This is a genomic window from Cedecea sp. (genome assembly GCF_036500665.1).
Taxonomy (GTDB): Bacteria; Pseudomonadota; Gammaproteobacteria; order Enterobacterales; family Enterobacteriaceae; genus Cedecea.
Genome location: NZ_DASYBS010000106.1, coordinates 54704 through 78583, shown reverse-complemented (window position 1 = coordinate 78583; position 23880 = coordinate 54704). Strand labels below are relative to the sequence as shown.

Sequence of the window (23880 nt, the reverse complement as noted above, 5' to 3'; positions counted from 1 at the left end):
GAAGCGCCACAATGAGTCGGATGACCACTATTCCTCCAGCGTCTCGCTACTCTGTTTTTCTCTTTGAACCTTGCGTAATAACAACCACATCCTGACCGTTCTGACGGCCACATTTCGTGCCGCAGAGTTGGAGGGCAAGGGATCGGGTACGGGTTCTTCATGGGAGATTCGGAAAGGAACACTGCCGTTGAGCGTCAGGTTTGCGACGATAGCGGTCAACGTCCCGATAGTGATGCCGCTATGCAGGAACAGCTGCACCATTTGCGGAAATTGGGTGAACAAATTGGGGACCAGTACCGGCATCATCCCCAGTCCTAAGGTTAAAGCGACGACCATGCCGTTGTTATTGTTTCGATAATTGACTTGCCCCAGAGTTCGGATGCCTGAAACGGCCACCATGCCAAACATTACAATTCCGGCACCGCCCAGCACAGGTTTAGGGATCAGAACCACCAGTGCCGCCATTTTTGAAAACACCCCCATCAAAATCAGGATTACGCCGGACACAGAAACCACAAAGCGACTGCGCACACCGGTAAGACCAATCAGACCGACATTTTGTGCGAAGGCGGCATAGGGAAACAGATTGAAGCAGCCGCAAATTAGCGTTGCCAGGCCACAGGTGTTAAGGCCGTTCCGCAGCATTTTGGCATCGACTTTCTTTCCGACGATATCGCCGGTAGCCATCATTGAAGACATGGTTTCAACCATTACAACCACCATCACCATCGATAGCAGGGCGATGGGAATGATGTGAAATTCCGGGGAAGCAAATAGCGTGATTTGGGGCAAATGGAGCCACGGAGTCGCGTGGACCAGGTTAAAGTCGAGTGGCCTGAATAGGCTCCAGAGACCTGTGCCGACGATTAAGCCTATCAATACAGAGGTATTTTTTATGACGCCGGAAGCGAACGTGTAGATGTTGAGAATGATGACCAAAGTGATAGCAGCCATCAGTAATGAAAACAATTCCCCAAATTTGCTCATTTCGCTGGAGCCGCCGCCAATCCAGCCGCCAGCCACGGGCATAATTGACAGACCGATAAGCGTAACGATGCCTCCCATCACGACTTTAGGGAAAAAACGAATGAGTCGGCTAATCCAGGGGGCGCAGAAAAGAATGAAAATGCCTGAAATGATGACGGCTCCTGAGATACCGCCAAGGCCGTACTCCTTACCGATAAGCACCATGGGAATCAGCGCGGCGAAAGTGCACCCCTGGATCAAGGGCAGCCTGCACCCGATCCACTTGCCCACACCCAGGGATTGCACGATGGTTGCTGCTCCGCAAATGAACAGATCGGCGCTGATTAACAAAATAATATGCTCTGGTGGTAGTCCTACCGCACTCCCTACCACCAGCGGTACGGCAACCGCCCCGGCGTACATCACCAGGACGTGCTGCAAGCCATAGAGAAACATTTGGCTTATCGGCAATATTTCATCCACCGGAGGGGTTGATGAGGTGCCTTGTGAGGCTGAAATGGCAATATCTTTCATGAAGTTGCTGTCTCCTGTACGACCTCTGCTTGTTGGGGGTTGCTTTAAAAAAGCAGAGGTTACGATTCGAAGGCTGTTGCCTCCCTGGGCTGATGTTGCCATCAGCGGAACTGCGCGCACGGAGTGGAGTATGCGTAAGCTATGCCAAAAATAAGCGTCTTCGTTTTTGAATGAGATATTTGTGAAACAAATCACGAGCCATCGAACATATTTACCTGGGACTGAAGCAATGAATTCATTCTTTCGGTTGATAAAGATCATAGATATCACATTGAGATAAATTTTCTCTCATTTTGGTATGAGAGATGAACGGTGCCTTTATCAGATTGAGTAAATGCATTGTCCCTTTTTTGGTGATACGGGATAACGTGTGCGGCTTTATTTTTAGTTCAGGTTGATATGTTGGTATTTTTTGAGATGACTCGCAAAAATGATTCCCGAAAAAATAAAATGAAAAACTTCGCCTGAATATTGCATCGCAATATGTTGTGAGCTAAAGAAGAATAAGGGTAGCCAATGAATAATTTTATTGTTGCTGATGCGGCGAATTGCATCGGATGTCATGCCTGTGAGGTTGCCTGCGTCACCTCACATCATCGGGACAGTTGGCCGCTACGGCGTACTGACTTTCTTCCTCGTATTCACGTGATCTTTCACCGCCACGCAAGCAACGCTACCACCTGCCGTCACTGTAATGACGCCCCCTGCGTGAGCGCTTGCCCCACCCGGGCATTATCATTCGCTAATGACAGCGTGCAGTTGCGCCAGGAAGACTGTATTGGTTGTAAAAATTGTGTGGTTGCCTGCCCGTTTGGCGCGATTGAAATGGTAGCCAGCGACGAGGATGGCCCGCAGCTGGCGCAGAAGTGCGACCTTTGTCGCGAGCATCCTTCTGGCAAGCCAGCCTGTGTAGCGAGCTGTCCTACCAAAGCACTGCGTCTGATGGACGAAAAGGAAGTTAATCAACTGCGCAACGCTCGACAGACCCGCTCCGCCCTTGGTCAGCCGCTTGATGCCTCGCGTGGCGTGCGGCGACAGGATGCATTTGATAAGCCGCCGCGGATTGGCGCTAAAAAGGTTGACTCCAGCCTGCGGAAAACACAGTTTTCCGAGATTTATCAGCCCCTGAGTGAGCAGGGTGCCGGCTACGAGAGTGAGCGCTGTCTTTATTGTGCTCAAAAAGCGTGGTGCAACTGGACGTGCCCGCTGCATAACGCTATTCCCGATTTTCTTCGCCTGGCCAGTGAGGGAAATATTGTTGAGGCTGCCGAACTGTGCCATCAGACGAGTTCCTTACCGGAAATTTGCGGACGTGTTTGCCCGCAGGACAGGCTCTGTGAAGGTGCCTGTACGATTAAAAACGCGGGGGGAGCGGTCGCTATCGGTAATCTTGAGCGTTACATCACCGATACCGCGCTGGCGATGGGATGGCGGCCCGGCAGGCGTAAAAACTTGCCGCGTCAGGAGAAGGTTGCGGTTGTTGGGGCCGGGCCTGCGGGGCTTGGATGTGCCGATATGCTTTCCCGCGCCGGGGTTCAGGTGGATGTGTTCGATCGTCATCCAGAGATCGGTGGCTTGTTAACCTTCGGTATTCCCCCCTTCAAGCTGGAGAAAAATATTCTTGCCGTGCGCCGTGAAATCTTCAGCGAGATGGGTATTCACTTTCATCTTCATCAGGAGGTGGGGCGTGACATTACTTTCGACGATCTGGCTGCAAACTATGATGCCATTTTTCTCGGTGTGGGAACCTATGGTTTGATGTCTGCCGGGCTCGAAGGCGAAGAGGCGCCTGGCGTAATCCAGGCGTTGCCGTTCCTGATCGCCAGCACCCGTGAGGTCATGGGGCTTGAGGAAACGGTCGACTACCCGCTGACGGAGATTAAAGGAAAGCGAGTGGTGGTCTTAGGCGGGGGGGACACCGCTATGGACTGTCTGCGCACTGCCATACGGCGGGGAGCCGCCAGCGTAACCTGCGCCTATCGTCGCGATGAGCTAAGCATGCCGGGGTCGAAGAAAGAGGTGGTAAATGCCCGGGAGGAGGGGGTTGAGTTTCAATTCAACGTCCAGCCGCAGGCTATCCAGCTTAACCGCAAAGGCATGGTAAACGCAGTGGGGATGATTCGCACCGAAATGGGCGCTCCTGGCGCTGATGGGCGCCGCCGCCCGCAGCCGGTAGCCGGTTCGGCATTTGAGCTGCCAGCCGACGTGTTGATAATGGCATTCGGTTTTCAGGCCCATGAAATGCCGTGGCTGAAAGGGCACGGTATTAAGCTGGATCGCTGGGGGCAGATAGTCACAGGGGGGCAAGGTCGGGCGAAGACGCAGACCAGTAATGATAAGGTTTTTGCCGGAGGGGATGCTGTTACTGGTGCAGATTTGGTGGTGACCGCCATGGCGGCCGGGCATCAGGCCGCGCGTGACATGTTAGAACGGTTTAATCGCGGGAGAAGCCTATGACCAGTTTTATTGTCGCCAGTGCGCAGGCCTGTATTGGCTGCCGCACCTGTGAAATTGCCTGCGCGTTGGAGCATATTTCTGAAGGGGAAGAATTTTATCCCCGGCTTAAGGTCATGCGTTTGAGCGACGTCAGCGTCCCGGTTATGTGTCATCAGTGTGAGAATGCGCCCTGCATAGGGGCATGCCCAACCGGAGCATTAACCTTTGGTACTGAACGAGTGGAGGCGCAAGCAGGGCTCTGTATAGGCTGCCAGAGCTGTGTTGTCGCCTGCCCGTTTGGTGCAATATCAATTGAGGTAGAGGCCCGTAAGGCTCCTGCTATCATAAAGTGCGATTTGTGTGGGACACGTGAGCGTGGCCCCGCATGTGTGGATGTCTGCCCCACTTCAGCATTAAGAAAAATGACCGGGCAGGAACTGGAAGCGCTTCAGAAGCAGCGCAATATCGCTACAGCTAATCTGTTGACACTCTGATCCTCTGTTTTTATTAACAAAAAGCCGGGCTTGAGCCCGCCGACAAAGTTCATTGACCTTAAAAAGCCTGAACTTCGGTATAATAAAAACAATGAATAGTGTTCTCTTGTTTGCCCCAAACGCCCGAAAACCACGTTTTCGGGCGTCTGTCATCAATCTGAAGCCCGGCGAAAAAGCCGGGCTTACTCTTCACGCATTGGATAAAATCACTTCAGGAAATCCATGCGTTCCCACACTTTTTTCGCCACTTTCTGTGCTTCGGCAAATATTGGCTTACAGTCAAAACTAAACTGCCTGTCTTCATAGATCATCACGCCGTTAACCATCACGCTGTGTACGCTGCCGGAACCCAGGCCGAACGCAATATGGCCCGCGATATTCTCAGCCACCAGCGGGGTTGGCGGCAGATAGTCGCAGATGGTGAGGTCTGCTTTACAGCCAGCCTCCAGGCGGCCAAAGCTGGCGCCAAAGTTGCGGCTAAGCAATTCATTACCGTTGCTTAGCGCGCGGGCAAAGCTATCCGGCCATAATGGCCCGCCGGCATCACGGTGCTTGAAGAAGGCAAACTTCATCTCTTCAAACATATCCGAGCCGATGCCATCGGTGCCCAACGCGAGATTACGGATCTGTGGCAAACGATGATGATAACCGACGTGATTGTTCATGTTTGAACGGGCGTTGTGTACCAGGAAGCCGTCTCTGCTGTTAAGTATCTCTACATCGGTATCGGAAAGATAAAGGCCGTGAGCAATCAGCGATTTACGGTTAATCAGATCGAATTCAGCCAGCCGAACAAGCACGTCTTTACCGTAGCGATGATGACTATGAGAGACGTCGTAGCTGTCTTCTGCGGCATGAATGTGCAGGCCGCGCCCGGTTGCCTTCAGCGCTTCGCTTAACATCTTTAATCCATCATTGGGCAGCGTAAACGGGGCATGTGCACCGATATGCGCTTCAACAAGATAAGGCTCCACCCCTTTTTGCCGGGCTGTATCAATCTCATTGGCAAAGCGGATATTCTCCTCGACGCCAGCATGAAGCTCTGACAGATCCGCGTTGCGATCGGTTGTTTCGAAACAGGTCATGCCACGCAGACCTACTTTAAGAAAAGCCTTGCGCAACTGGCTTAATGAACCAGCAATATAACCAGGAGAGGCGTGGTGATCGATAACGGAGGTGCAGCCACTGCGTACCGCTTCCAGCGCACAGATCAGGCCGCTGTAGTAGAGCGACTCCTCATCCAGTGCCCGGTCGAGTCGCCACCATAGATTTTTGAGCGTTGAGATAAAATCCGGGCAAGGTGCGATATTAGCCTGAATTCCTCGCGACAGGCCGGAATAGAAATGATTATGGGAGCACACCATGCCGGGCATGATTAGCCGACCGTACATCTCTTTAGTTTGCGCCTGCGGATAGCGTTGAGAAAGCGACGAACCCATGTCGAGGATTACGTCATTCTCAATAGCGATATCAACGTTTTGCCATACCTTAGCTGGATGAAGCTGCGCAGCCGTTACGTTCTTCAGTATCAGGATATTCATACTTCCACTCCTCCCAGCAAAGAGCGATGATGCTGGTGGATATGCCCGATAATGCGGCACATTGCCTCCAGCTGTGGCGGAACGTGGTTGAACTGACCGCTGCTGTTTATATTGAGCTGCCAGGTTTGATTGTGCTGCCGAATGTGCACGTGATTGAGGTCAACATAAAATCCGGGATTGCTGCTGTTGATAAAGTCTTGCTCAAGGCTGAAGACGGTAATTTTGTCTTTGTAGGGCCTGCCGCGCCACGGGCAGAACTGAGCGCAGTTGCCACATTCGTTGCAATAGGCGTCAAGGTGTAGCGTCTGGTAGCGGTTCTTGAAGCCGGGAACCGCAATAGAGACGTTGGCGCGGTTGGGGCAAACATCGACGCATTTGCTGCAAACGTAATTACATTCCAGACAGCGGCTGGCTTCCTGGGCCACGAAGGTATCGAGATCGTCTTTATCTGCCACGGCGATAGCAATTGTCCCTTTTCGGCGATAGATTTCCGCTGGATCGACGTTATTCCAGCGTTTATTCCCATGGTGAGTGGCGATGTTCTCTCGGGCCAAAATGACGTCCGTCGCGCGACGAGCGTTGCCAATAGCAGAAACAATTGAAGAGGGGCCGCGCTGAACGTCGCCAATGAGGAAGACGCCTGCTTTGCGGGTTTCACCGTCCGGGTTGACCTCCGGCCATCCTTGCTCGTCCATTGGTATACCCATTGCCGTAAGCGCTTCACTGTCCTGTTGTTCGCCGATGGCGGCGATCAGCGTATCGACATGTATCGTGCGGGTTTCACCTGTTTCAACGGGCCGACGACGTCCTTTTTCATCGGCTTCACCGAGTTTCATGGCGCGAATAGTTAGCGTGCCATCGGCAGTGAACTGCTCCGGGTTACTTAACCACTGGAACTCAACGCCAGCGTGTAATGCCTCTTCATACTCTTCACGCCAGGCTGGCATTTCCTGCAGCGATCGGCGATAGATAACCGTCACGTTTTCCACCCCAGGTATTCGTCGTGCCGCCCGGGCACAGTCCATTGCGGTGTTGCCAGCCCCAATAACGGCAACGTGTTTACCGGGCTGAAGCACATCACCGCGGTTAAATTCGCGAAGGAACTCGAGTGATTTGCGAATGTTTTGGTTATCGCCTTTCAGCTTCACGCCGCTATTTTTGTGTACCGACCAGTACGTAGTGAAAACCCTGCTGCTGCAGTTTTTCAACGGTTAGCTGCGGATCGCAGCCGTAGATGATTTTTACGCCGTGATCTACCACGAAGTCGATATCGTGTTGGATAAGCTCACCGGGGATGCGGAACTGCGGAATAATGTTTCGGACGACGCCGCCGGCGTTGGCCTCGCGCTCAAACAGTGTAACCGGGTGACCAGCTCTGGCGAGGAAGTACCCCGCAGCCAGTCCTGCAGGGCCTGCGCCTATGACTGCCACAGGATGCAAGGAGCCTGAGTCTGCCGGCTTGTGCCAACGCCGCTGATATTCCTTCCAGCCTTTTTCCACGGCAACCTTTTTCAGTTCACGAATATTAAGCGCACTGTCGTAGTCCAGACGAGTGCAGTTATATTGGCACTGGTGGTCACAGATATGACCGGTGATAGCCGGCAGGGCATTACGCTGATAGATAAGCTCCAACGCGTCGGCGTAGCGATGTTCCCCCAGCAGACGTATGTATTCCGGGATATCCTGTTTTATGGCGCAGGCGGTTACGCAAGGGGCTACGTAGCAGTCGGTCATTGGAAGGGGGGCTGCGACATCAATACGATCTTCCGGTTTCCATTGCTTCTGGGTATAGTCCATGTTCACCGCTTTATCCGCCAAAGCGTTCAGCCGGGTCACATCTATCTGGGCCATTTCCCATCCGTCACTATTTTCCAGCTCGCGCATGCATTCGCTCAGCCGCAGATAGCCCCCGGGCTTGAGCAGGTCGGTCGCCATAGTGATAGGACGAATACCGGTCTCAAAAATCTCACGGATATTGAGCTGGCTCGCTCCGCCGGAGTAAGAGACCGGCAGTTTGCCGCCAAATTCGCGTGATAACAGCGCCGCGACATTTATTGACAGTGGGAACAGCGCGCGGCCGGACATATACATTTCATTCCCCGTCAGCGCACCTTTGTGATTGATAGTACCAAGCGTGTTGGTCAGTTTGACGCCAAAGCCGAGTTTACGTTCAGCTGCCAGCGCCATCAGGCGTTTCAGCATGCCCAGCGCCCGATCGATGTTGAGGTCGTGCTCGAAGGACTCTTCGCTAAGGTCAATATAGTCAAAGCCGCAGGTATCGAGAATTTCACGGACGCGTGGATAACCCAATAGCGTCGGGTTGAGCTTAACGAAGGTATTAAGGTTTTTTTCCTCAAGCATATAGCGACAGATGGATTCGATTTCATCCGGTGGGCAGCCGTGCATCGTGGAGAGGGTGACGCCCTGTACCAGCCGTGATGGGATCCGATCGGCCAGCGTGGCCAACGGCGAGCGGTGAATGGCTTGTGGAAGCCTTGCGAGGAAGGCTTCATCTTGAAGCCAGCTGTTCAACACCTCACGATATTGCCGGAATTTAGGATGACTGGAAGCATTAAGCATACTGTCGATGAATTCCTGCATCGGGGGTTGCTTGATGCCATCGAGGTTGTAGCCGACGCTCATATTGAAAATAAACGACTTGCCGCTCTTATCCGGCGTTAGCGGGAAAACCTCCTCCAGAAGATGGAGAATAAACCAGGCTTTCAGGTATTCATCCCAGGCTTTTTGGAGCGTGAATTCGGTCGACCACTCGGTATTAAAGCACTCATCTTCGGCATCAATACAGGGTTTATCAAGTTCCAGTCGGTCAAGGATTTGGACGGTCTTTAACTCAATAAAGCGACCGCCGGTAAGCCAGGCCGTGATAATGTTTTGCGCCAACTGCGTGTGTGGCCCGGCAGCGGGGCCCATTGGGGTCGCACAGTTTTCACCAAATACGCTTACCTGGCGTTGGGCTTGCGGTAAATAGAATTGTTGGACAGGAATACCAAAAATAGAGTGTTGACTTTGATATTCATCAAAAATGCGCGTTAAAAGTCCCTCAAACGGGATGGGGCGCATAATATCTCCCATAACCCTCTCCTTAGACATATTTATTAGCTCGACATTGCCGGTTTAGTGATAATTCCGACGGACAGTGAAAATGAGCAACAATCACACCAGGTATTCAAATCAAAGAGGGGCAGAGAATAAATATGTGAAGTATGTCTAAAGTCATTGGCGGTTTGTGGATTCATCACGAAGGGTTAGTGAGAATTAAAATCACTCAATTTTACGTTTTGCCTGTCTTTATCAAAAATATCATTTTTATATCACATTGATAATTATGCCAGCGTCAATGGAGCATATTTTTATATCAAGTTTAAAAATTGGAGAGATTAATGGGTTCTGGATGCGGCAGCTGCCAGCCAACGTATTATATCTCTCTGCATTTTTCGTTAAGGATGACGGAGTTCACGGTTTGGAATGATCAACATAAACACTGCATGAACCTTGCATAACGTGAACAGGTGATGTTGGTGCCAAATACAGGGCTGAAGGCGATGCCGCTGTCTAAAAGGGCTCCGGCGAAAAGGCATTAGAACTCAGAAAGATCCATGAGGTGGCTATGAATATTTTTACCGAAGCGGCAAAGCTGGAAAATCAGAACCGTCCTTTTGCGCTGGCGCAGATAATCGACAGCAGGGGATCAACGCCCAGGCATTCAGCGCAAATGTTAATTCGTGATGATGGTTCTATTGTTGGCACCATCGGCGGAGGTATGGTTGAACGTAAAGTGATTGCTGAGGCGCTTGAGGCGCTCCATGAAAAAACATCGAGAGTATTTCATGGGCGAATGGCACGAGGCGGCAGTGATGCGGTTGGTTCAGACTGCGGAGGCGCAATGTCCGTTTATATAAGCGTACATGGCCTACGTCCTCGGCTTGTATTAATGGGGGCCGGTCATGTTAATCGCACCATCGCTCACGGCGCTATGCTGCTGAACTTTGAGGTGATTGTCGGCGATATTTATCTCGAAAGCCTCGAATCTGATTATTTCCCGCCGGCAGTACACTTGATGCATGCGCCAACGTTTTCTGCCGTCGTTGATAATATTGCCCTGCGTCAGGATGACTTCGTGCTGATAGCGACGAATAATCAGGACAGAGAGGCGCTGGACCTGTTGATCTCGCAGCCCGTCGCGTGGTTAGGGTTGCTTGCCAGCCGCCGCAAGGTACAGACATTTTTACGCCAGATGCGCGAGAGCGGTGTTTCGGAATCCGAGATATCCCGTCTGCGCGCGCCGGTGGGATATAACATTGGTGCTGAGACGCCAAATGAGATAGCTGTCAGCGTATTGGCCGAGCTCCTTCAGGTTAAGAATAAGGCTCCCGGAGGATTGATGCTGGCGCAGGAGCAAGACCTGCGATGGCAAGAAGAGAAGAGCGGTAAGGAAGAGATGAGTGGTGCGTAACAGCGTTCGGTACCGGGCGGTTTGGGGTACGCCCGGCAAACGGCCTGGCCACTGTTCCCTTATTGTGAGAGTGGCGTGGATGACTCGGCTTATTGAGTGATAAGGGTTCCTGTTTTTCCTTCTATCCCTTCTCTGGCCTTATTTAACACAGTAATTAGCGCCTGACGGCCAGGACGTGAACGGGCAAACGAGGCTGCGGCTTCTACTTTTGGCAGCATAGAGCCTTTGGCAAAATGTCCTTCTGCGATAAAGCGTTCAGCATCACGTAATGAGAGCATGTCCAGCCACTGTTCGTCGGGTTTGCCGAAATTAATGGCGACCTTTTCTACTGCGGTAAGAATAATCAGCATATCTGCGTCGATCATCTCTGCCAGCTTTGCGCTAGCCCAGTCCTTATCAATGACCGCGCTAGCCCCACGCAGGTGGTCGCCTTCGCGGATCACTGGAATGCCGCCGCCGCCAACGGTTATCACCACGTGGCAGGCATTCATCATGGTTTTTACCGTTTCTTTTTCAATGATGTCGACGGGTTTAGGCGAAGCAACAACCCGTCGATAGCCGCGTCCGGCATCTTCCTTCATGATATAGCCCTGACGTGTCAGCTTCTCGGCGTCTTCCCGGCTGAAAAATGATCCTATCGGCTTGGTGGGGGTGAGGAACGCTTCATCGTTAGCATTCACTTCCACCTGTGTAATCAGCGTTGCTACCGGAATGTCCAGATTTCGTGAGAGTAATGCTTCGCGCAGAGCATTTTGTAAATCGTAGCCAATATAGCCCTGGCTGAGCGCTACGCATACTGACATTGGGAGCATCGGAGTATGCGCTTCGGTTCTGGCGGCTGCTTCAAACGCAAGGTTGATCATACCCACCTGTGGACCGTTGCCGTGAGTGACGACGACCTGATGACCCTGAGCGATTAAATCGACGATGGCTTCTGAGGTCTGTTTTACGGCCTGCATTTGCCCGGCAAGATCTTCACCGAGCGCATTCCCCCCGAGGGCAAGAACAATTTTTTTAGACATAGATACCTCTGTTTAAGATTCTGTTCCGCTGGCGTGAGCAGCGTTAAAAGGATTTCGGCGCAGGAAACGCCCTTGTCCCGCGCTTCCGGTAAAGGTGCCGTTATCAAAAATCAACCGGCCGCGCGCGAACGTCTGACGTAGGGCTCCCTGACAAATAAATCCTTCCCAGGGTGAATAGTCGGCATTGTCGTGAAGCGCCGCGTGGTGAATGGTTGTTGTACGCTTAGGATCGATAATCACAATGTCGGCATCGGATCCGGGTGCCAGCAGCCCTTTTTGCGGCCAAAGGCCAAACAGTTTTGCAGGGTTAGCGCTGGTCAGCGCCACGAAGCGTTGCGTAGAAATGCGCCCTGTCATCACACCGTGGGAGAACAGCAGAAGTAGGCGGTTTTCAACGCCGGGCAGACCGTTTGGGCAGCGGCTGAAATCACCGCCGGAGAGCTGTTGGCGCTGAGTCATCGAGAAAGCACAATGATCGGTAGCGATGGTGTCAATTGATCCGTCAACCACACCGCACCACAAATCATCGTTGTTGCTGGTGTTTCGTAGTGGCGGGCTGAGTATGAACTTCAGGGCATCCTCACGTTCGTAGCAGCGATCGTCGAGCAACAGATATTGCGGGCAGGTTTCAACCCACACTGGCTGGCGTCTGGCCCGCGCAAGGCGCAAATAATCCAGTCCCAGGCCATTTGAGAGATGCACAATATACAGCGGCGCGTTACCGGCCAACTGGGCCAGATTGATCGTGCGTGCGATGGCTTCTGCCTCGCACTCCAGCGGACGACTTAAGGCATGGTATCGAGGGGCTGTTTTCCCGGCGCTAATAAACCCGGCCCGCTTTTGGGCAATTGCCGCGTCATTTTCCGGATGCACCGTCGTGAGCGCCCCGGCGCTGTGGAGGTGGCGCATGACTCTCAGTAATTCATCATCGTTAAGCTTGTACTGGTAAGTCAGGTAAAGCTTGAAGCTGCTGATCCCGGCTTCAACCATTCGCGGGATGTCATCGAGAACGGTGTGATTAACGTGCTGAATCACGCCATGAAAGCTGTAGTCTATCACTGCCTTATAGGCGGCATAGTCATGATATACCGCTAATTGATGGTGCAGACTGCAGCCCGGTGGGCCAAATCCCATATGGTCAACAATCGTCGTGGTTCCTCCGCAGGCTGCGGCACGGGTGCCAGTGAAAAAATCGTCGCAGCTGCGGGCGATGCCGGTATCAATATTGAAATGCGTGTGAACGTCGACGCCGCCGGGCATTACGTAGCAGCCGCTGGCGTCAATAGTCTCGCAGGGGGGCTCGACTTCGAGGGTGTCGGCCAGGCACTTAACCAGCCCGTCTTCAATAAGAAGGTCCTGCTTCGCCTGTCCGTCAGCATTGACGATGAGGCCGTTTTTAATCAGTACGCGCATAGATAACCCCAGACCCCGCCGCAGACCGCGGCAGGGCGATCGCTAACGATTATTCTGTAGCCAGCCAGCTCAGTGGAATAGCTGCATACAGGGCTGCACAGGTCACCAGATGGGATTTCCAGGTCTTCTCATTTGGCGCATGCGCTTCAGGCTCTTTACCCGGTCCGAAGCCGATAACTGGAATTCCATGGCGGCCCATAATGGAGACACCATTCGTTGAGAACGTCCATTTATCCACCACCGGTGCTTTACCAAATAGCCCCTCATACGCGGTACTCAGGGCGCGGACGGTGAAGTGATCCTCTTCAACTTTCCAGGTAGGAAAGTAACATTCAGTTGGGTAGGCCAGACCGGTCCAGGAAGGGCGGTCGTAGTGGTACATAGAGACTACCGCACCGGCATTTTTGACCGCAGGCAGAGCGTTAATCTCTTCCAGCGCACCTTCCCAGGTTTCACCCCAGGTGAGGCGGCGATCGATGGAAACGGCGCAGCTATCCGCTACGGCACAGCGGCTGGGTGAGGTGAAGAAGATTTCGGAGACGGTTAGCGTTCCCTTGCCGAGAAATTCATCATTTCCAAGATGATGGGAAAGTTGTTCCAGTTCGTTGAGGATCGGGCCCATTTTGAAGATAGCGTTGTCCCCTCGCTCCGGAGCGGAACCATGGCAGCTAACGCCCTGCACTTCCACTCGGATTTCCATACGACCTCGATGGCCACGATAGATTTGGCAATCCGTTGGCTCTGTACTGACCACGAATTCAGGGCGAATACCGGACTGTTCAATAATGTATTGCCAGCACAGGCCGTCACAATCTTCCTCCTGTACGGTGCCGGTGACCAGCAGGGTGTATTCATCCTCCAGGCCAAGGTCTTTGATAATTTTGCCAGCATAAACCATCGAGGCCATCCCCCCTTCCTGGTCAGACGTTCCCCGTCCGCCGATCAGCTCGTCAGTTTCCATTCCCTGGTACGGATCGAAGGTCCAGTTCTTGATGTTGCCGATGCCTACGGTATCAATATGCGCGTCCATCGCGACCAGACGAGGGCCGTGGCCAATGTAGCCGAGAACGTTACCCATAGGGTCGATTTCGACCTTATCGAAGCCGACTTTTTCCATCTCCTCTTTAATACGATACACAACACGTTTTTCATCACAGCTTTCGCTGGGAATGGCGATCATATCCCGCAGGAAGCGGGTCATGTCCTTCTGGTAATAGTTTGCTTTTTCAACAATTAATTTGAAGGGAATTTGCTTAGCCATGGATTATTTCTCCGGTCCTTGATATTTCCCGCGCGGCGGGGAAGAGAGTGAAATTTGTCGTCCTGTTTACTTTGCACAAGAGACTGGGTGTTTGCCTTCCCAGACGACTTCGCGATAATGCTTCACGTCGGTATCGCCTTCGGTGCTGATGACCAGCACCACTGAATCGCAGTTCAGCTTGAGTTTTTGCATCAGCGCTTCACGTTGAGGATGGAAATGTATCGCGGCAAGCAGTCCCAGACCGACGGCGCCGGATTCTCCTGAAATGATTCGAGGATCTTTACCAAGAGGATTGCCCGATACGCGCATCCCCAAAGCGGCAACGCGATCTTCACAGGACACAAACTGACTGGCGCAGTTACGCAGAATTTCCCAGCCAAGTGGGTTGGGTTCGCCGCATGCCAGACCCGCCATAATGGTCTCCATGGTTCCGCCAACATTAACCATTTCGCCTTTAATACCAGAACGATAGAGGCAATCTGCCCGTTCCGGTTCAACGATGACTGCATGCAGGTTGTCGGCGCCGTAAACGTCGGCAAGATAGCCGAGTACGCCACCGGCCATTGCGCCTACGCCTGCCTGCAGGAGTACGTGGGTTGGGCGTGTGAGGCACATCGAAGACATTTGCTCGACGGCTTCGTCGGCAAGGGTGGCGTAGCCCTGCATGATCCAGGTTGGGATTTTGGTATAGCCTTCCCAGGCCGTGTCTTGCACAACTTCCCAGCCGTTGTGCTCTGCGGTTTGCAGGGTGAAACGTACCGTGTCGTCGTAGTTCATTTCGGTAACGATACATTCTGCCCCCAGGCGGAGGATGGCATCGACGCGTTCCTGAGAGGAGCCTTTAGGCATATAGATAACGGCATGTTGGCCCAGCTGTTGAGCCGCCCAGGCGATGCCGCGACCGTGGTTGCCGTCTGTGGTTGTCGTGAAGATCATTTTATCGGTAATGCTTGATTTTAAAGCCTCTAATGAGAGCTCCTCGATGGCCAGATGGTACTTTTCGCACAATAGCTGAGCGATGGCGTAGACGCCGCCCAGCATTTTGAATGCATTAAGCCCGAAGCGTTGCGACTCGTCCTTCACTAAAATTTTGTGTACGCCGAATAGCGAGGCCAGCTCATCAAGCGCATAGAGCGGCGTAGGTTTATAGCCGACTATTTTTTGATGGAACTGTCTCGCCTGTTGCGCGTGTTGCCGGGAGAATAGTGATGAGGTTTGCCCGGTAAAATAGCGGTTTTCTGCAATAGCCATTTTCAATGTGAAAGCAGACATACTCGATCCTTAGTTTTAATGACTAAGCGGCATGGATGGCCTTTGCCAGCCAGAATGGATTACCTGACGCGTTTTTGCGCTTCGCTCAGGAGCTGCTTGAGTAGCAGCCCCGGTTGAGTAAATTTGCGGCACAGGATCATGGCGGCGATGATATAAGGCTTCCAGCTTGCCTCTTTGTAGGTGGCGATGCGGTATTTCTCGAACACGGCCTCGGTGACTTCACCTTCTTCACATGACACGCCCGTGATGTCCGCAGGCAGGCAGTGCATATACAAAGCTTCCCCATTGCGGGTTTTTTTCATCATCTCTTCAGTGCAGTGCCAGTCTTTATGACCAGCGTTTTGTGCAAGACACGCTTTTTCCAGCGTTTTCAGTCCTTCATGGTCGTTAGCGCGCAGGAGTTCAGTGCGTTTTTCCATCACTTTGTAAGGTGCCCATGATTTCGGGTAAACGATATCGGCATCCTTAAAAGCCTCAGCCATATCAGTGACCTGACGGAAACTCCCGCCGGAAGCCGCTGCGTTACGTCTGGCCACTTCAATGACGTCCGGGATCAGGTCATAACCTTCCGGATGCGCCAGGGTAACCTCCATCCCGAAGCGCGTCATAAGCCCCACAATGCCTTGTGGTACCGAAAGCGGTTTGCCATAGCTGGGTGAGTATGCCCATGTCATTGCAATTTTCTTGCCTTTCAGATTTTCCAGCGAGCCGAAGTGTTCACGTAGCCATGCGAGGTCGGCCATACATTGTGTTGGATGATCAATGTCACACTGCAGATTGATGAGCGCGGGTCGCTGCGGTAATACGCCCTGTCTATGCCCGTCGTCCAGCGCTTCTCCCACCTCCCGCATATAGGCATTACCGGCTCCCAAAAACATGTCATCCCTGATACCTATGGCGTCGGCACAAAAAGAGATCATATTGGCGGTTTCGCGTACCGTTTCTCCGTGGGCAATTTGCGACTTTCCTTCATCAAGATCCTGCTGGGTGAGGCCAAGTAAATTCAGCGCTGAAGCATAGGAAAAACGGGTACGGGTAGAGTTGTCGCGAAAAACCGAAATACCTAACCCACTGTTAAATACTTTTGTGGCGATATTTTCTGACCGTAGCGTTTTAAGTGAGGCCGCGACATCCAGCACTTGCTTTAGCTCATCGGGCGTTTGCTCCCACGTCAGTAAAAAATCTTTCTCGTGGAGGTGAGAGTCATATTTATTGATATCCTGGATTAAGTCGTTAACAGTTTTCATTTTTAGGTCCTGGTCGTGAACAACGGGCTTAATGATTGCTGTGCGGTCGAACGTAAGGGGATAGAGAAATAGCGACTGCCAGCGCTGGAATATCACTAACAATAAGTGTGCCAGCTCCCCATGATGAATTAGCTCCAGGGCTAAATGGCGGTAATTATGAGACCTTCGTCACGAAATAATGCCTTATAAGGTTTATTGTTCAGAAAAAACTTACCTAAGGATTTCTCTGTATCTGGATGGTCATCGCAGAGAAATTGGAATAGCACTTTTTGATACAAGCGGAGTTCGCCAATTGATAAATTTTTCTGCAAAATTATCAATTTGATATAAATTGTGCAGGATTCTTTGATTTTTGGGATCGGTGACAAACAAGAAAACCAACTGGGTCAATTTTTAGCCAGCGGAGAATGATATCCTTGCCTGAATTAAGGATGAAATACTTCAATGCTAAAGGTCGATTATGGTTTCCTCTATAACCCCATCCGTTTTAATGCAGATCCAGCCTACCATTCAAAAGTTTGCCCGAATGCTTTCCAGCGTGCTGCAGTTAGATGTTGAGATCGTTGACAACTGCTTGCGTAGGGTGGCGGGTACCGGGGATTTCAATCAACTGTTGGGGCAAAAATTAGAAACAAACTCCCAGCTATTAAGCTATGTTCTGGAAAGTAAGAAGGAGCGGGTGGTTATGCACTCCCGCTTCGATCCCTTATGTAAGGACTGTACCAGTAAAGAAAGTTGTCAAGAGAAAGCCTTTATTGGCACGCCGGTTATCTATCAAGAACAGTGCGTTGGCGTGATTAGCCTGGTTGCACTAACTTGCGAGCAACAGGCGAGAGTTAGCGAAAATGTTCAAGCCTTTTCCGATTATGTTCGTCATGTTTCTTCGCTATTTGTTTCCCGTTTTTTACAGGAACAGGCAGGGAGCGATAATATCCATAAGGTTTTTTTAACAATAATCGAAAATATGGATCAGGGTGTTCTGGTGGTGGGAAATGACCAAAAGGTTAAGTTTGCTAATCAGACAGCATTGAAAATTATTGGCGCCACGCAGGGGAATATGATTGGTAAAACGATCGGTTTTCGATCGTTAACGTTTAAGGATAATTTTAAGCGTGGTCATATGCAGCACATTATCTCCTTTGATGACCAGAAAGCGCTTATTATTGGTCAGCTTCATGCGGTTCAGGATCAGTGGTTATTTTTAATGGCTTTTCATCAATCGCACTCTTCCACGGATTTACCCGCTCTTCAGGAAGGGCAAGGGCCGTTGATTGAAGAGATGGTTGGAGAAAGCCTGCCAATGCGCCAGCTTAAAAAGTTGATGGCCCGCATCGCTCCTGGCCCTTCAAGCGTAATGATTGTAGGCGAGAGTGGTACAGGTAAAGAGGTGGCTGCCCGGGCAATTCATAAGATTAGCGATCGGCGTACCAAACCTTTTATTGCTATCAACTGCGCGGCTATTCCGGAAGCGCTGCTGGAAAGCGAGCTTTTTGGTTATGTGAAGGGGGCTTTTACCGGCGCTTCGGCGAACGGCAAGACCGGCTTGATTCAGGCGGCGAACCTCGGCACCCTGTTTCTTGATGAGATTGGTGATATGCCTTTAACCCTGCAGGCCAAGCTGCTGCGGGCAATTGAGGCTCGTGAGGTACAACCTGTTGGCGCCAGCCATCCAGTACCGGTAGATTTCAGGATTATCTCTGCTACAAATCAGAACCTTGAACAGTTTATTGCTGCAGGAAAATTTCGTGAAGATCTCTACTATCGGCTCAACGTGATCCCGCTTTGTCTCCCGCCTCTCCGCGAGCGCCGGGATGATATCGAGTTGCTCATTCACTATTTCCTGCACTTGCATACTCACCGCCTCAATCTTGTCTATCCTGGCGTGACGCCTGAAGTCATTAGCTTTCTCAGGCACTACCGGTGGCCCGGGAATATACGCGAGTTAAGCAATATGATGGAATACCTGGTTAATGTCGTGCCTTCCGGTGAGATTATCGATCTGCCGTTATTACCGCCTAATCTTGTTAATAGCAATAAGGTGCCCGAATATGAGCCACCTCAGAGCAAGTCTGATGTTAACGTTGATTTGCAGGAAGCTAATGTCACAGCCCTGGAAGGGATGGAGAGGCAGATGATCCGAGATGCGTTGGCGAAGTATGGCAATAAAAAGCAGGCGGCGGAGGAGCTGGGGATTGGGATTGCCACCCTATATCGCAAACTCAAGAAGTATTCGCTTGCTGGTGAGCAATGATTTCGTACGCTACGAGCGTTTTTAACAGGGCCCGGGCAATAAAAAAGCCTGAATGTGAATTCAGGCTCTCTCATCAAATATGGCGGTGAGGGAGGGATTTACTCGCGCCGTCCATGGCGCTCGCCCTGCGGGTCGCCGGAGGCGGTACAAAACGGCTGTCCTGCCGTTTGGTCGAACCCGGTCGAGGCTTCTCACCCACTCTCTGCCGTAAGCAATATGCGAAAAAAAAGCCCGCATTTGCATGCGAGCTCTTCTTTAAATGTGGCGGTGAGAGAGGGGTTCGAACCCTCGATACGTTGCCGTATACACACTTTCCAGGCGTGCTCCTTCAGCCACTCGGACACCTCACCATATTGTTTTGCTGCTCACCTTAGGTGGGCAACGGGGCGCTACTATAGGGAGTCATCTCTCTTCGGTCAAGCCTAATTTATGGATTATGCCGCGTTCGGTTAAGGTCTGAGCGGTTAGGCCGATTTTAAGGCAAATTGGGTGGTTTACACCCTCTCCATTTCCTGGCCAAGGGCAGGGGGCTGTATACGGTCTATGAATGAAGCCCGCATTTGCATGCGAGCTCTTCTTTAAATATGGCGGTGAGGGAGGGATATCACTCGCGCCGTCCGTGGCGCTCGCCTTACGGGTTGCCGCAGGCAATGCAAAACGGCTGTCCTGCCGTTTTGTGATTCGCAAGCTCACCCCTTCGGGGCAGCGTTATCACAAGTGATACCGCTGTCCAACCTGCTAAAGCAGGTTGTCGAACCCCGGTCGAGGGTTCTCATCCGCTCCCTCAGGGTGCAACATGCGAAAAAAAAGCCCGCATTTGCATGCGAGCTCTTCTTTAAATATGGCGGTGAGGGAGGGATTCGAACCCTCGATACGTTGCCGTATACACACTTTCCAGGCGTGCTCCTTCAGCCACTCGGACACCTCACCATATTGTCGCTCCAGCGCTGCTGGAACGGGCGCTAATTTAGGGAAAATGGCCTTGGCCGTCAATGCTAATTTCATGTTTTTGGTGCGTTTAGCCAAACTTCATCCAACTTGACTCTTAAAGCATCACAAGATGCTGCTTTTTATTGCATTAGTGCTTGCAAGGCACCTCGATTCGGGTAAGCCTAAGAAAAAAAGGAGGCAGTATGGACATTATTTTTCATCACCCCACTTTTGACACAGAGTATTGGCTGAATCGCCTTCAGCAGGCCCTGCCTGGAGCGCGAGTACGCCAGTGGAAGCAGGGGGACCAGCAGCCCGCAGACTATGCGTTGGTTTGGCATCCGCCAGTGGAAATGCTTAGCGGCCGTAAAGGGCTCAAGGGTGTATTTGCCCTTGGCGCAGGCGTTGACGCTATACTCAGTAAACTTCAGACTCACCCGGATATGCTGCCTGACGGCGTGCCGCTGTTCCGCCTGGAAGATACGGGTATGGGGCTACAGATGCAGGAGTACGCGGTCAGCCAGGTACTGCACTGGTTCCGCCGTTTTGACGACTACCAGATACAAAAACAGCAGAGGCAATGGCAGCCGCTGGAAGATTATCGCCGTGAGGATTTCACTGTTGGCATTCTCGGCGCGGGCGTGCTTGGTGGTAAAGTGGCGGAAAGCCTTGTGGCCTGGGGGTTCCCGGTTCGCTGCTGGAGCCGCAGCAAAAAAGATTTCCCTGGGGTAGAGAGTTTTGCCGGCGGCGAAGCACTGCCTGCCTTCCTGAGCGGCACACGCGTATTGATTAACCTGCTGCCAAACACCCCGCAAACCGTGGGCATCATCAACCGTGAGCTGCTGGGCCAGCTGACTAAAGAAGCCTACGTGATAAATCTTGCGCGCGGGGTGCACCTGGTTGAAGCCGATCTGCTGGCGGCGTTAGATTCGGGGCAGCTTAAAGGCGCGATGCTCGACGTCTTCTCTAAAGAGCCGCTGCCGGAAAATAGCCCGCTTTGGGCACATCCTCGCGTGGCGATTACGCCGCACGTGGCTGCGGTCACTCGTCCTGACGAGGCCATTGCCTATATTGCAAAAACCATTACCCAACTGGAAAACGGTGAATCTGTCTCCGGTGAAGTTTCTCTTCAGCACGGCTATTGAGCCGCAAGCCCGGCTTTTGCCGGGCGAATAACCTTCTCGCAGGCAGGCTAAAAATTGTCACGGATTGCTGGTATCCTTAGCCAAAATAGAAAAGGAGAAAGCCATGTATCCCGTTGACCTGCATATGCACACCGTTGCCAGCACCCACGCCTACAGTACCCTCCATGATTACATTGCCGTAGCTAAAGCAAAAGGTATCAGGCTGTTTGCCATCACCGACCACGGCCCGGACATGGCGGATGCGCCACATTACTGGCATTTTGTGAATATGCGCATCTGGCCAAGGCTGGTTGACGGCGTCGGGATTTTGCGTGGGATCGAGTCGAATATTAAAAACACCGCAGGCGAAATTGACTGCACCGGCCCGATGCTCGACGCGCTGGATTTGATTATCGCTGGCTTCCACGAGCCGGTTTTCCCGCCAAAAGACAAAGCGACTCATACCGAAGCGATGATCGCGACAATGGCCAACGGTGACGTACATATCATCAGCCATCCGGGTAACCCTAAATTCGAAATTGATATCCCGGCCGTTGCGGCGGCAGCGGCGAAATATAACGTTGCGCTTGAGCTGAACAACTCATCGTTTACCCACTCTCGCATCGGCAGCGGCCCGAACTGCCGCGCCATTGCCGAAGCCGTGCGGGATGCAGGCGGCTGGCTGGCCTTAGGGTCCGACTCCCATACCGCTTTTACCCTGGGCGATTTTAGCGAATGCCGTAAAATTCTCGATGAAATCAATTTCCCGGAAGATCGGATACTTAACGTTTCTCCGCAGCGCCTGCTGGGCTTCCTTGAAGCTCGCGGGATGGCGCCGATTGCTGAATTTGCCACACTGTAATTAACACCTGTAACGGATAGAGCCAGTCATGAATGAGTTTTCAATTATTTGCCGCGTACTCGGATCGCTATTTTATCGCCAGCCGCAGGATCCTCTGCTGGTGCCTTTGTTTACGCTGATCCGTGAAGGGAAGCTGGCGGCAAGCTGGCCACTGGAGCAGGATGAGCTGCTGGGGCGTTTGCAGAACAACTGTGACCCGCAGCTGCTGGCGGCGGATTTCAACGCGCTGTTCGTGGGTGAAAAGTGCAGCGTGCCGCCTTTTCGCTCAGCATGGGAAGAGGGAAGTGATGAAGGGGAAGTGCGTCAGTTCCTGAAACAGCGTGGAATGCCGCTTGGGGAGTCATCTGCCGACCATTTCGGGACGCTGCTGCTGGCGGCTTCCTGGCTTGAGGACCAGTCCCAGGAGGATGAGTTTGAAGCGCAGGTAACGCTGTTTGATGAGTACCTGATGCCGTGGTGCGGGACGTTCCTCGGCAAAGTTGAAGCCCATGCCACCACGCCTTTCTACCGCACGCTGGCGGCGATCAGCCGTGAAGCGCTGCAGGCCATGCGCGATGAGCTGCAGGAATCAGAGGAGGAATAATTGTGACTTGAGTCGCAATTAAACTGCAACGCTGATTTTTGATTTGCAAAAAATGTGCGCCAGATCGTAGTGAGAGGCTAAGCCTCTGCTATGATACGGCGCCATGAAGACACTTATTCCACTTGCAATCACCACCGGTATTCTCTCTGGCCTTTGGGGCTGGGTTGCGGTGAGTCTCGGTCTGTTGGGCTGGGCCGGTTTCCTCGGCTGTACCGCCTATTTTGCCTGTCCGCAGGGCGGTATGAAGGGGCTTTTTATTTCTCTGTGTACCCTGTGCAGCGGCGTGCTTTGGGCGCTGGTGATTATTCACGGCAGCGCGCTGGCGCCGCATGCTGAAATCCTCGGCTATATCATGACCGGCGTGGTGGCATTCCTGATGTGTATTCAGGCTCGCCATATTTTACTGTCGTTTGTCCCCGGCACTTTTATCGGCGCCTGCGCAACCTTTGCGAATCAGGGGGAGTGGCATAACGTGGTGCCTTCGCTGCTGCTGGGCCTGGTCTTCGGCTTCGCAATGAAAAACAGCGGGCTGTGGCTGGCGGCAAGACGAGAGAAGCCCAAACCGAAAGCAGGCTCATTGCTTAGCGAATAAAAAACCAGCGAAAGCTGGTTTTTTTATTCGCGAGAAACGGTCATCAGGAGGCCGGCGGCGTAGAGAGCTCTTTATACTTCACCAGCACCGGGTTGTTAATATCGGCAGGGTTTTGCAAATCCCACAGCCCACGGTCGATGCCATCGTTAATCAGATAGATAACGCCGGTTTCAATGGCGGACATCAGGCACAGCATCACCGGCTCGTTGCTGGTATAGCCTATTTCACCTTCCAGCAGGCGCTGGTAATCAATAAACCGGAAGACCCCAGCCTGCACTTCGTACGAGAGAATCGTTTTGCTGGTGTTGACCGACGACATGACTTCCCCGGTGCTGACGTCGACGACCCTCAGGTTAACGGCTATCTGGTCAAGCTGATACTGTGTGTCCGCGCCAATGCCAAAGTAACGTGCGCCTGCACCGCCCGACTTCACGTTGCTTTCATAGCCAATAATCGACCCTTCAATCATCACATTTGCCGCCATCAGCGAGTGCAGCGGGGCTCGATTATTATCCGCCACGGTACCGTTTTCCTGCGCGGCGCGGATAATTTTGCGTTCGTTAAGCAGGTTTTGCAGCCCCTGACGTTCAAGCGGAATGAACCAGCGGGAATCCTTCAGCGCGGTGACCAGCATAGACGTTGCGCTTTGCGGCACGGCGGTAGAAAAGTTACTGGCCGGATAGGGCTTAAACTGGCCCGTTTCATCCTGAATGTTATATACCGACACATAAAGCTTTCCTTTTGCCTCTGGCAGATGCGTCAGGTCGAGATAGCTTTGTGCTCGAGGCAGCAACGTCGGTTTAGCGGCCTCTTTTGGCGGAGCCGTCAAACAACCACTTAATAAACACACCGCTACAATCAGAAGTAAGCGCTGCATA

15 protein-coding genes, 2 tRNA genes and 2 pseudogenes are annotated in these 23880 nt (G+C 52.3%); 8 read left to right on the top strand and 11 right to left on the bottom strand.

Annotation, left to right across the window (positions count from 1 at the left end; genetic code table 11):
• Positions 1 to 27: 27 nt before the first annotated feature.
• The gene (locus VGM55_RS17790; RefSeq protein ID WP_331636179.1) at positions 28 to 1500 is read right to left on the bottom strand and encodes a nucleobase:cation symporter-2 family protein; all 1473 of its coding nucleotides are present in this window, start codon (positions 1498 to 1500) and stop codon (positions 28 to 30) included.
• A 516-nt stretch (positions 1501 to 2016) separates the two neighbouring features.
• Between VGM55_RS17790 and ygfT the strand changes: the two genes are divergently transcribed.
• On the top strand, positions 2017 to 3957 hold the full coding sequence (gene ygfT, locus VGM55_RS17785) for a formate-dependent uric acid utilization protein YgfT (RefSeq protein ID WP_331636178.1): 1941 nt from the start codon (positions 2017 to 2019) through the stop codon (positions 3955 to 3957).
• Complete coding sequence (locus VGM55_RS17780) at positions 3954 to 4430, top strand: 4Fe-4S dicluster domain-containing protein (protein WP_154187722.1); 477 nt, start codon at positions 3954 to 3956, stop codon at positions 4428 to 4430. The genes ygfT and VGM55_RS17780 overlap by 4 nt, the downstream gene beginning before the upstream one ends.
• A gap of 206 nt (positions 4431 to 4636) precedes the next feature.
• Here the strand turns inward: VGM55_RS17780 and ssnA are convergent, their stop codons facing one another.
• Positions 4637 to 5971, bottom strand: a complete 1335-nt coding sequence (gene ssnA, locus VGM55_RS17775) for a putative aminohydrolase SsnA (RefSeq protein ID WP_154187721.1) — start codon at positions 5969 to 5971, stop codon at positions 4637 to 4639.
• Positions 5968 to 9064, bottom strand: a pseudogene (ygfK, locus tag VGM55_RS17770) (putative selenate reductase subunit YgfK). The gene ssnA and the pseudogene ygfK overlap by 4 nt, the downstream one beginning before the upstream one ends.
• Before the next feature lie 535 nt (positions 9065 to 9599).
• Between ygfK and VGM55_RS17765 the strand changes: the two are divergent.
• Positions 9600 to 10379 (top strand): annotated as a pseudogene (locus VGM55_RS17765) (XdhC family protein); the annotation flags it as partial.
• 155 nt (positions 10380 to 10534) lie between these two features.
• On the opposite strand, the gene arcC reads toward VGM55_RS17765, so the two are convergent.
• The 5 genes from arcC to ygeW form a co-directional block, all read right to left on the bottom strand.
• Complete coding sequence (gene arcC, locus VGM55_RS17760; protein WP_154187718.1) at positions 10535 to 11467, bottom strand: carbamate kinase; 933 nt, start codon at positions 11465 to 11467, stop codon at positions 10535 to 10537.
• A 12-nt stretch (positions 11468 to 11479) separates the two neighbouring features.
• Positions 11480 to 12880, bottom strand: a complete 1401-nt coding sequence (gene hydA / locus VGM55_RS17755) for a dihydropyrimidinase (RefSeq protein ID WP_331636177.1) — start codon at positions 12878 to 12880, stop codon at positions 11480 to 11482.
• A gap of 49 nt (positions 12881 to 12929) precedes the next feature.
• Positions 12930 to 14141 carry a YgeY family selenium metabolism-linked hydrolase gene (locus VGM55_RS17750; RefSeq protein WP_154187716.1) on the bottom strand — a complete coding sequence of 404 codons (1212 nt, stop codon included), beginning with the start codon at positions 14139 to 14141 and terminating at the stop codon, positions 12930 to 12932.
• 66 nt (positions 14142 to 14207) lie between these two features.
• Complete coding sequence (dpaL, locus tag VGM55_RS17745; RefSeq protein ID WP_154187715.1) at positions 14208 to 15413, bottom strand: diaminopropionate ammonia-lyase; 1206 nt, start codon at positions 15411 to 15413, stop codon at positions 14208 to 14210.
• Between the two features lie 59 nt (positions 15414 to 15472).
• Positions 15473 to 16660, bottom strand: coding sequence for a knotted carbamoyltransferase YgeW (gene ygeW, locus VGM55_RS17740; RefSeq protein ID WP_154187714.1), 1188 nt, complete (start codon positions 16658 to 16660; stop codon positions 15473 to 15475).
• 460 nt (positions 16661 to 17120) lie between these two features.
• On the opposite strand from ygeW, the gene VGM55_RS17735 reads away from it, so the two are divergent.
• Positions 17121 to 18911, top strand: a complete 1791-nt coding sequence (locus tag VGM55_RS17735) for a sigma 54-interacting transcriptional regulator (RefSeq protein ID WP_154187713.1) — start codon at positions 17121 to 17123, stop codon at positions 18909 to 18911.
• Positions 18912 to 19173: 262 nt separating this feature from the next.
• Here VGM55_RS17735 and VGM55_RS17730 read toward each other — a convergent pair.
• Positions 19174 to 19261 (bottom strand) — tRNA-Ser (locus VGM55_RS17730).
• Between the two features lie 492 nt (positions 19262 to 19753).
• Positions 19754 to 19841 (bottom strand) — tRNA-Ser (locus VGM55_RS17725).
• A gap of 203 nt (positions 19842 to 20044) precedes the next feature.
• Between VGM55_RS17725 and ghrA the strand changes: the two genes are divergently transcribed.
• The 4 genes from ghrA to VGM55_RS17705 all read left to right on the top strand — a co-directional run bounded on the left by ghrA (position 20045) and on the right by VGM55_RS17705 (position 23002).
• A complete protein-coding gene (gene ghrA, locus VGM55_RS17720) occupies positions 20045 to 20986 on the top strand; it encodes a glyoxylate/hydroxypyruvate reductase GhrA (RefSeq protein WP_154187712.1) in 942 nt (313 codons plus the stop codon).
• Between the two features lie 103 nt (positions 20987 to 21089).
• Positions 21090 to 21827: a phosphatase gene (locus VGM55_RS17715; protein ID WP_331636176.1), complete on the top strand. Its 738-nt coding sequence runs from the start codon at positions 21090 to 21092 to the stop codon at positions 21825 to 21827.
• A 28-nt stretch (positions 21828 to 21855) separates the two neighbouring features.
• Positions 21856 to 22410, top strand: coding sequence for a TorD/DmsD family molecular chaperone (locus VGM55_RS17710; RefSeq protein ID WP_154187710.1), 555 nt, complete (start codon positions 21856 to 21858; stop codon positions 22408 to 22410).
• Positions 22411 to 22513: 103 nt separating this feature from the next.
• The gene (locus VGM55_RS17705) at positions 22514 to 23002 is read left to right on the top strand and encodes a DUF1097 domain-containing protein (protein ID WP_154187709.1); all 489 of its coding nucleotides are present in this window, start codon (positions 22514 to 22516) and stop codon (positions 23000 to 23002) included.
• Positions 23003 to 23045: 43 nt separating this feature from the next.
• On the opposite strand, the gene csgG is transcribed toward VGM55_RS17705, so the two are convergent.
• Positions 23046 to 23879, bottom strand: coding sequence for a curli production assembly/transport protein CsgG (csgG, locus tag VGM55_RS17700; protein WP_038473786.1), 834 nt, complete (start codon positions 23877 to 23879; stop codon positions 23046 to 23048).
• Position 23880: the final 1 nt, after the last annotated feature.

What these genes read in the sequence shown, in the direction of transcription:
- VGM55_RS17790 (WP_331636179.1), bottom strand. Translation starts at nt 1,500, where the DNA reads ATGAAAGATATTGCCATTTCAGCCTCACAAGGCACCTCATCAACCCCT.
- ygfT (WP_331636178.1), top strand. Translation starts at nt 2,017, where the DNA reads ATGAATAATTTTATTGTTGCTGATGCGGCGAATTGCATCGGATGTCAT.
- VGM55_RS17780 (WP_154187722.1), top strand. Translation starts at nt 3,954, where the DNA reads ATGACCAGTTTTATTGTCGCCAGTGCGCAGGCCTGTATTGGCTGCCGC.
- ssnA (WP_154187721.1), bottom strand. Translation starts at nt 5,971, where the DNA reads ATGAATATCCTGATACTGAAGAACGTAACGGCTGCGCAGCTTCATCCA.
- arcC (WP_154187718.1), bottom strand. Translation starts at nt 11,467, where the DNA reads ATGTCTAAAAAAATTGTTCTTGCCCTCGGGGGGAATGCGCTCGGTGAA.
- hydA (WP_331636177.1), bottom strand. Translation starts at nt 12,880, where the DNA reads ATGCGCGTACTGATTAAAAACGGCCTCATCGTCAATGCTGACGGACAG.
- VGM55_RS17750 (WP_154187716.1), bottom strand. Translation starts at nt 14,141, where the DNA reads ATGGCTAAGCAAATTCCCTTCAAATTAATTGTTGAAAAAGCAAACTAT.
- dpaL (WP_154187715.1), bottom strand. Translation starts at nt 15,413, where the DNA reads ATGTCTGCTTTCACATTGAAAATGGCTATTGCAGAAAACCGCTATTTT.
- ygeW (WP_154187714.1), bottom strand. Translation starts at nt 16,660, where the DNA reads ATGAAAACTGTTAACGACTTAATCCAGGATATCAATAAATATGACTCT.
- VGM55_RS17735 (WP_154187713.1), top strand. Translation starts at nt 17,121, where the DNA reads ATGGTTTCCTCTATAACCCCATCCGTTTTAATGCAGATCCAGCCTACC.
- ghrA (WP_154187712.1), top strand. Translation starts at nt 20,045, where the DNA reads ATGGACATTATTTTTCATCACCCCACTTTTGACACAGAGTATTGGCTG.
- VGM55_RS17715 (WP_331636176.1), top strand. Translation starts at nt 21,090, where the DNA reads ATGTATCCCGTTGACCTGCATATGCACACCGTTGCCAGCACCCACGCC.
- VGM55_RS17710 (WP_154187710.1), top strand. Translation starts at nt 21,856, where the DNA reads ATGAATGAGTTTTCAATTATTTGCCGCGTACTCGGATCGCTATTTTAT.
- VGM55_RS17705 (WP_154187709.1), top strand. Translation starts at nt 22,514, where the DNA reads ATGAAGACACTTATTCCACTTGCAATCACCACCGGTATTCTCTCTGGC.
- csgG (WP_038473786.1), bottom strand. Translation starts at nt 23,879, where the DNA reads ATGCAGCGCTTACTTCTGATTGTAGCGGTGTGTTTATTAAGTGGTTGT.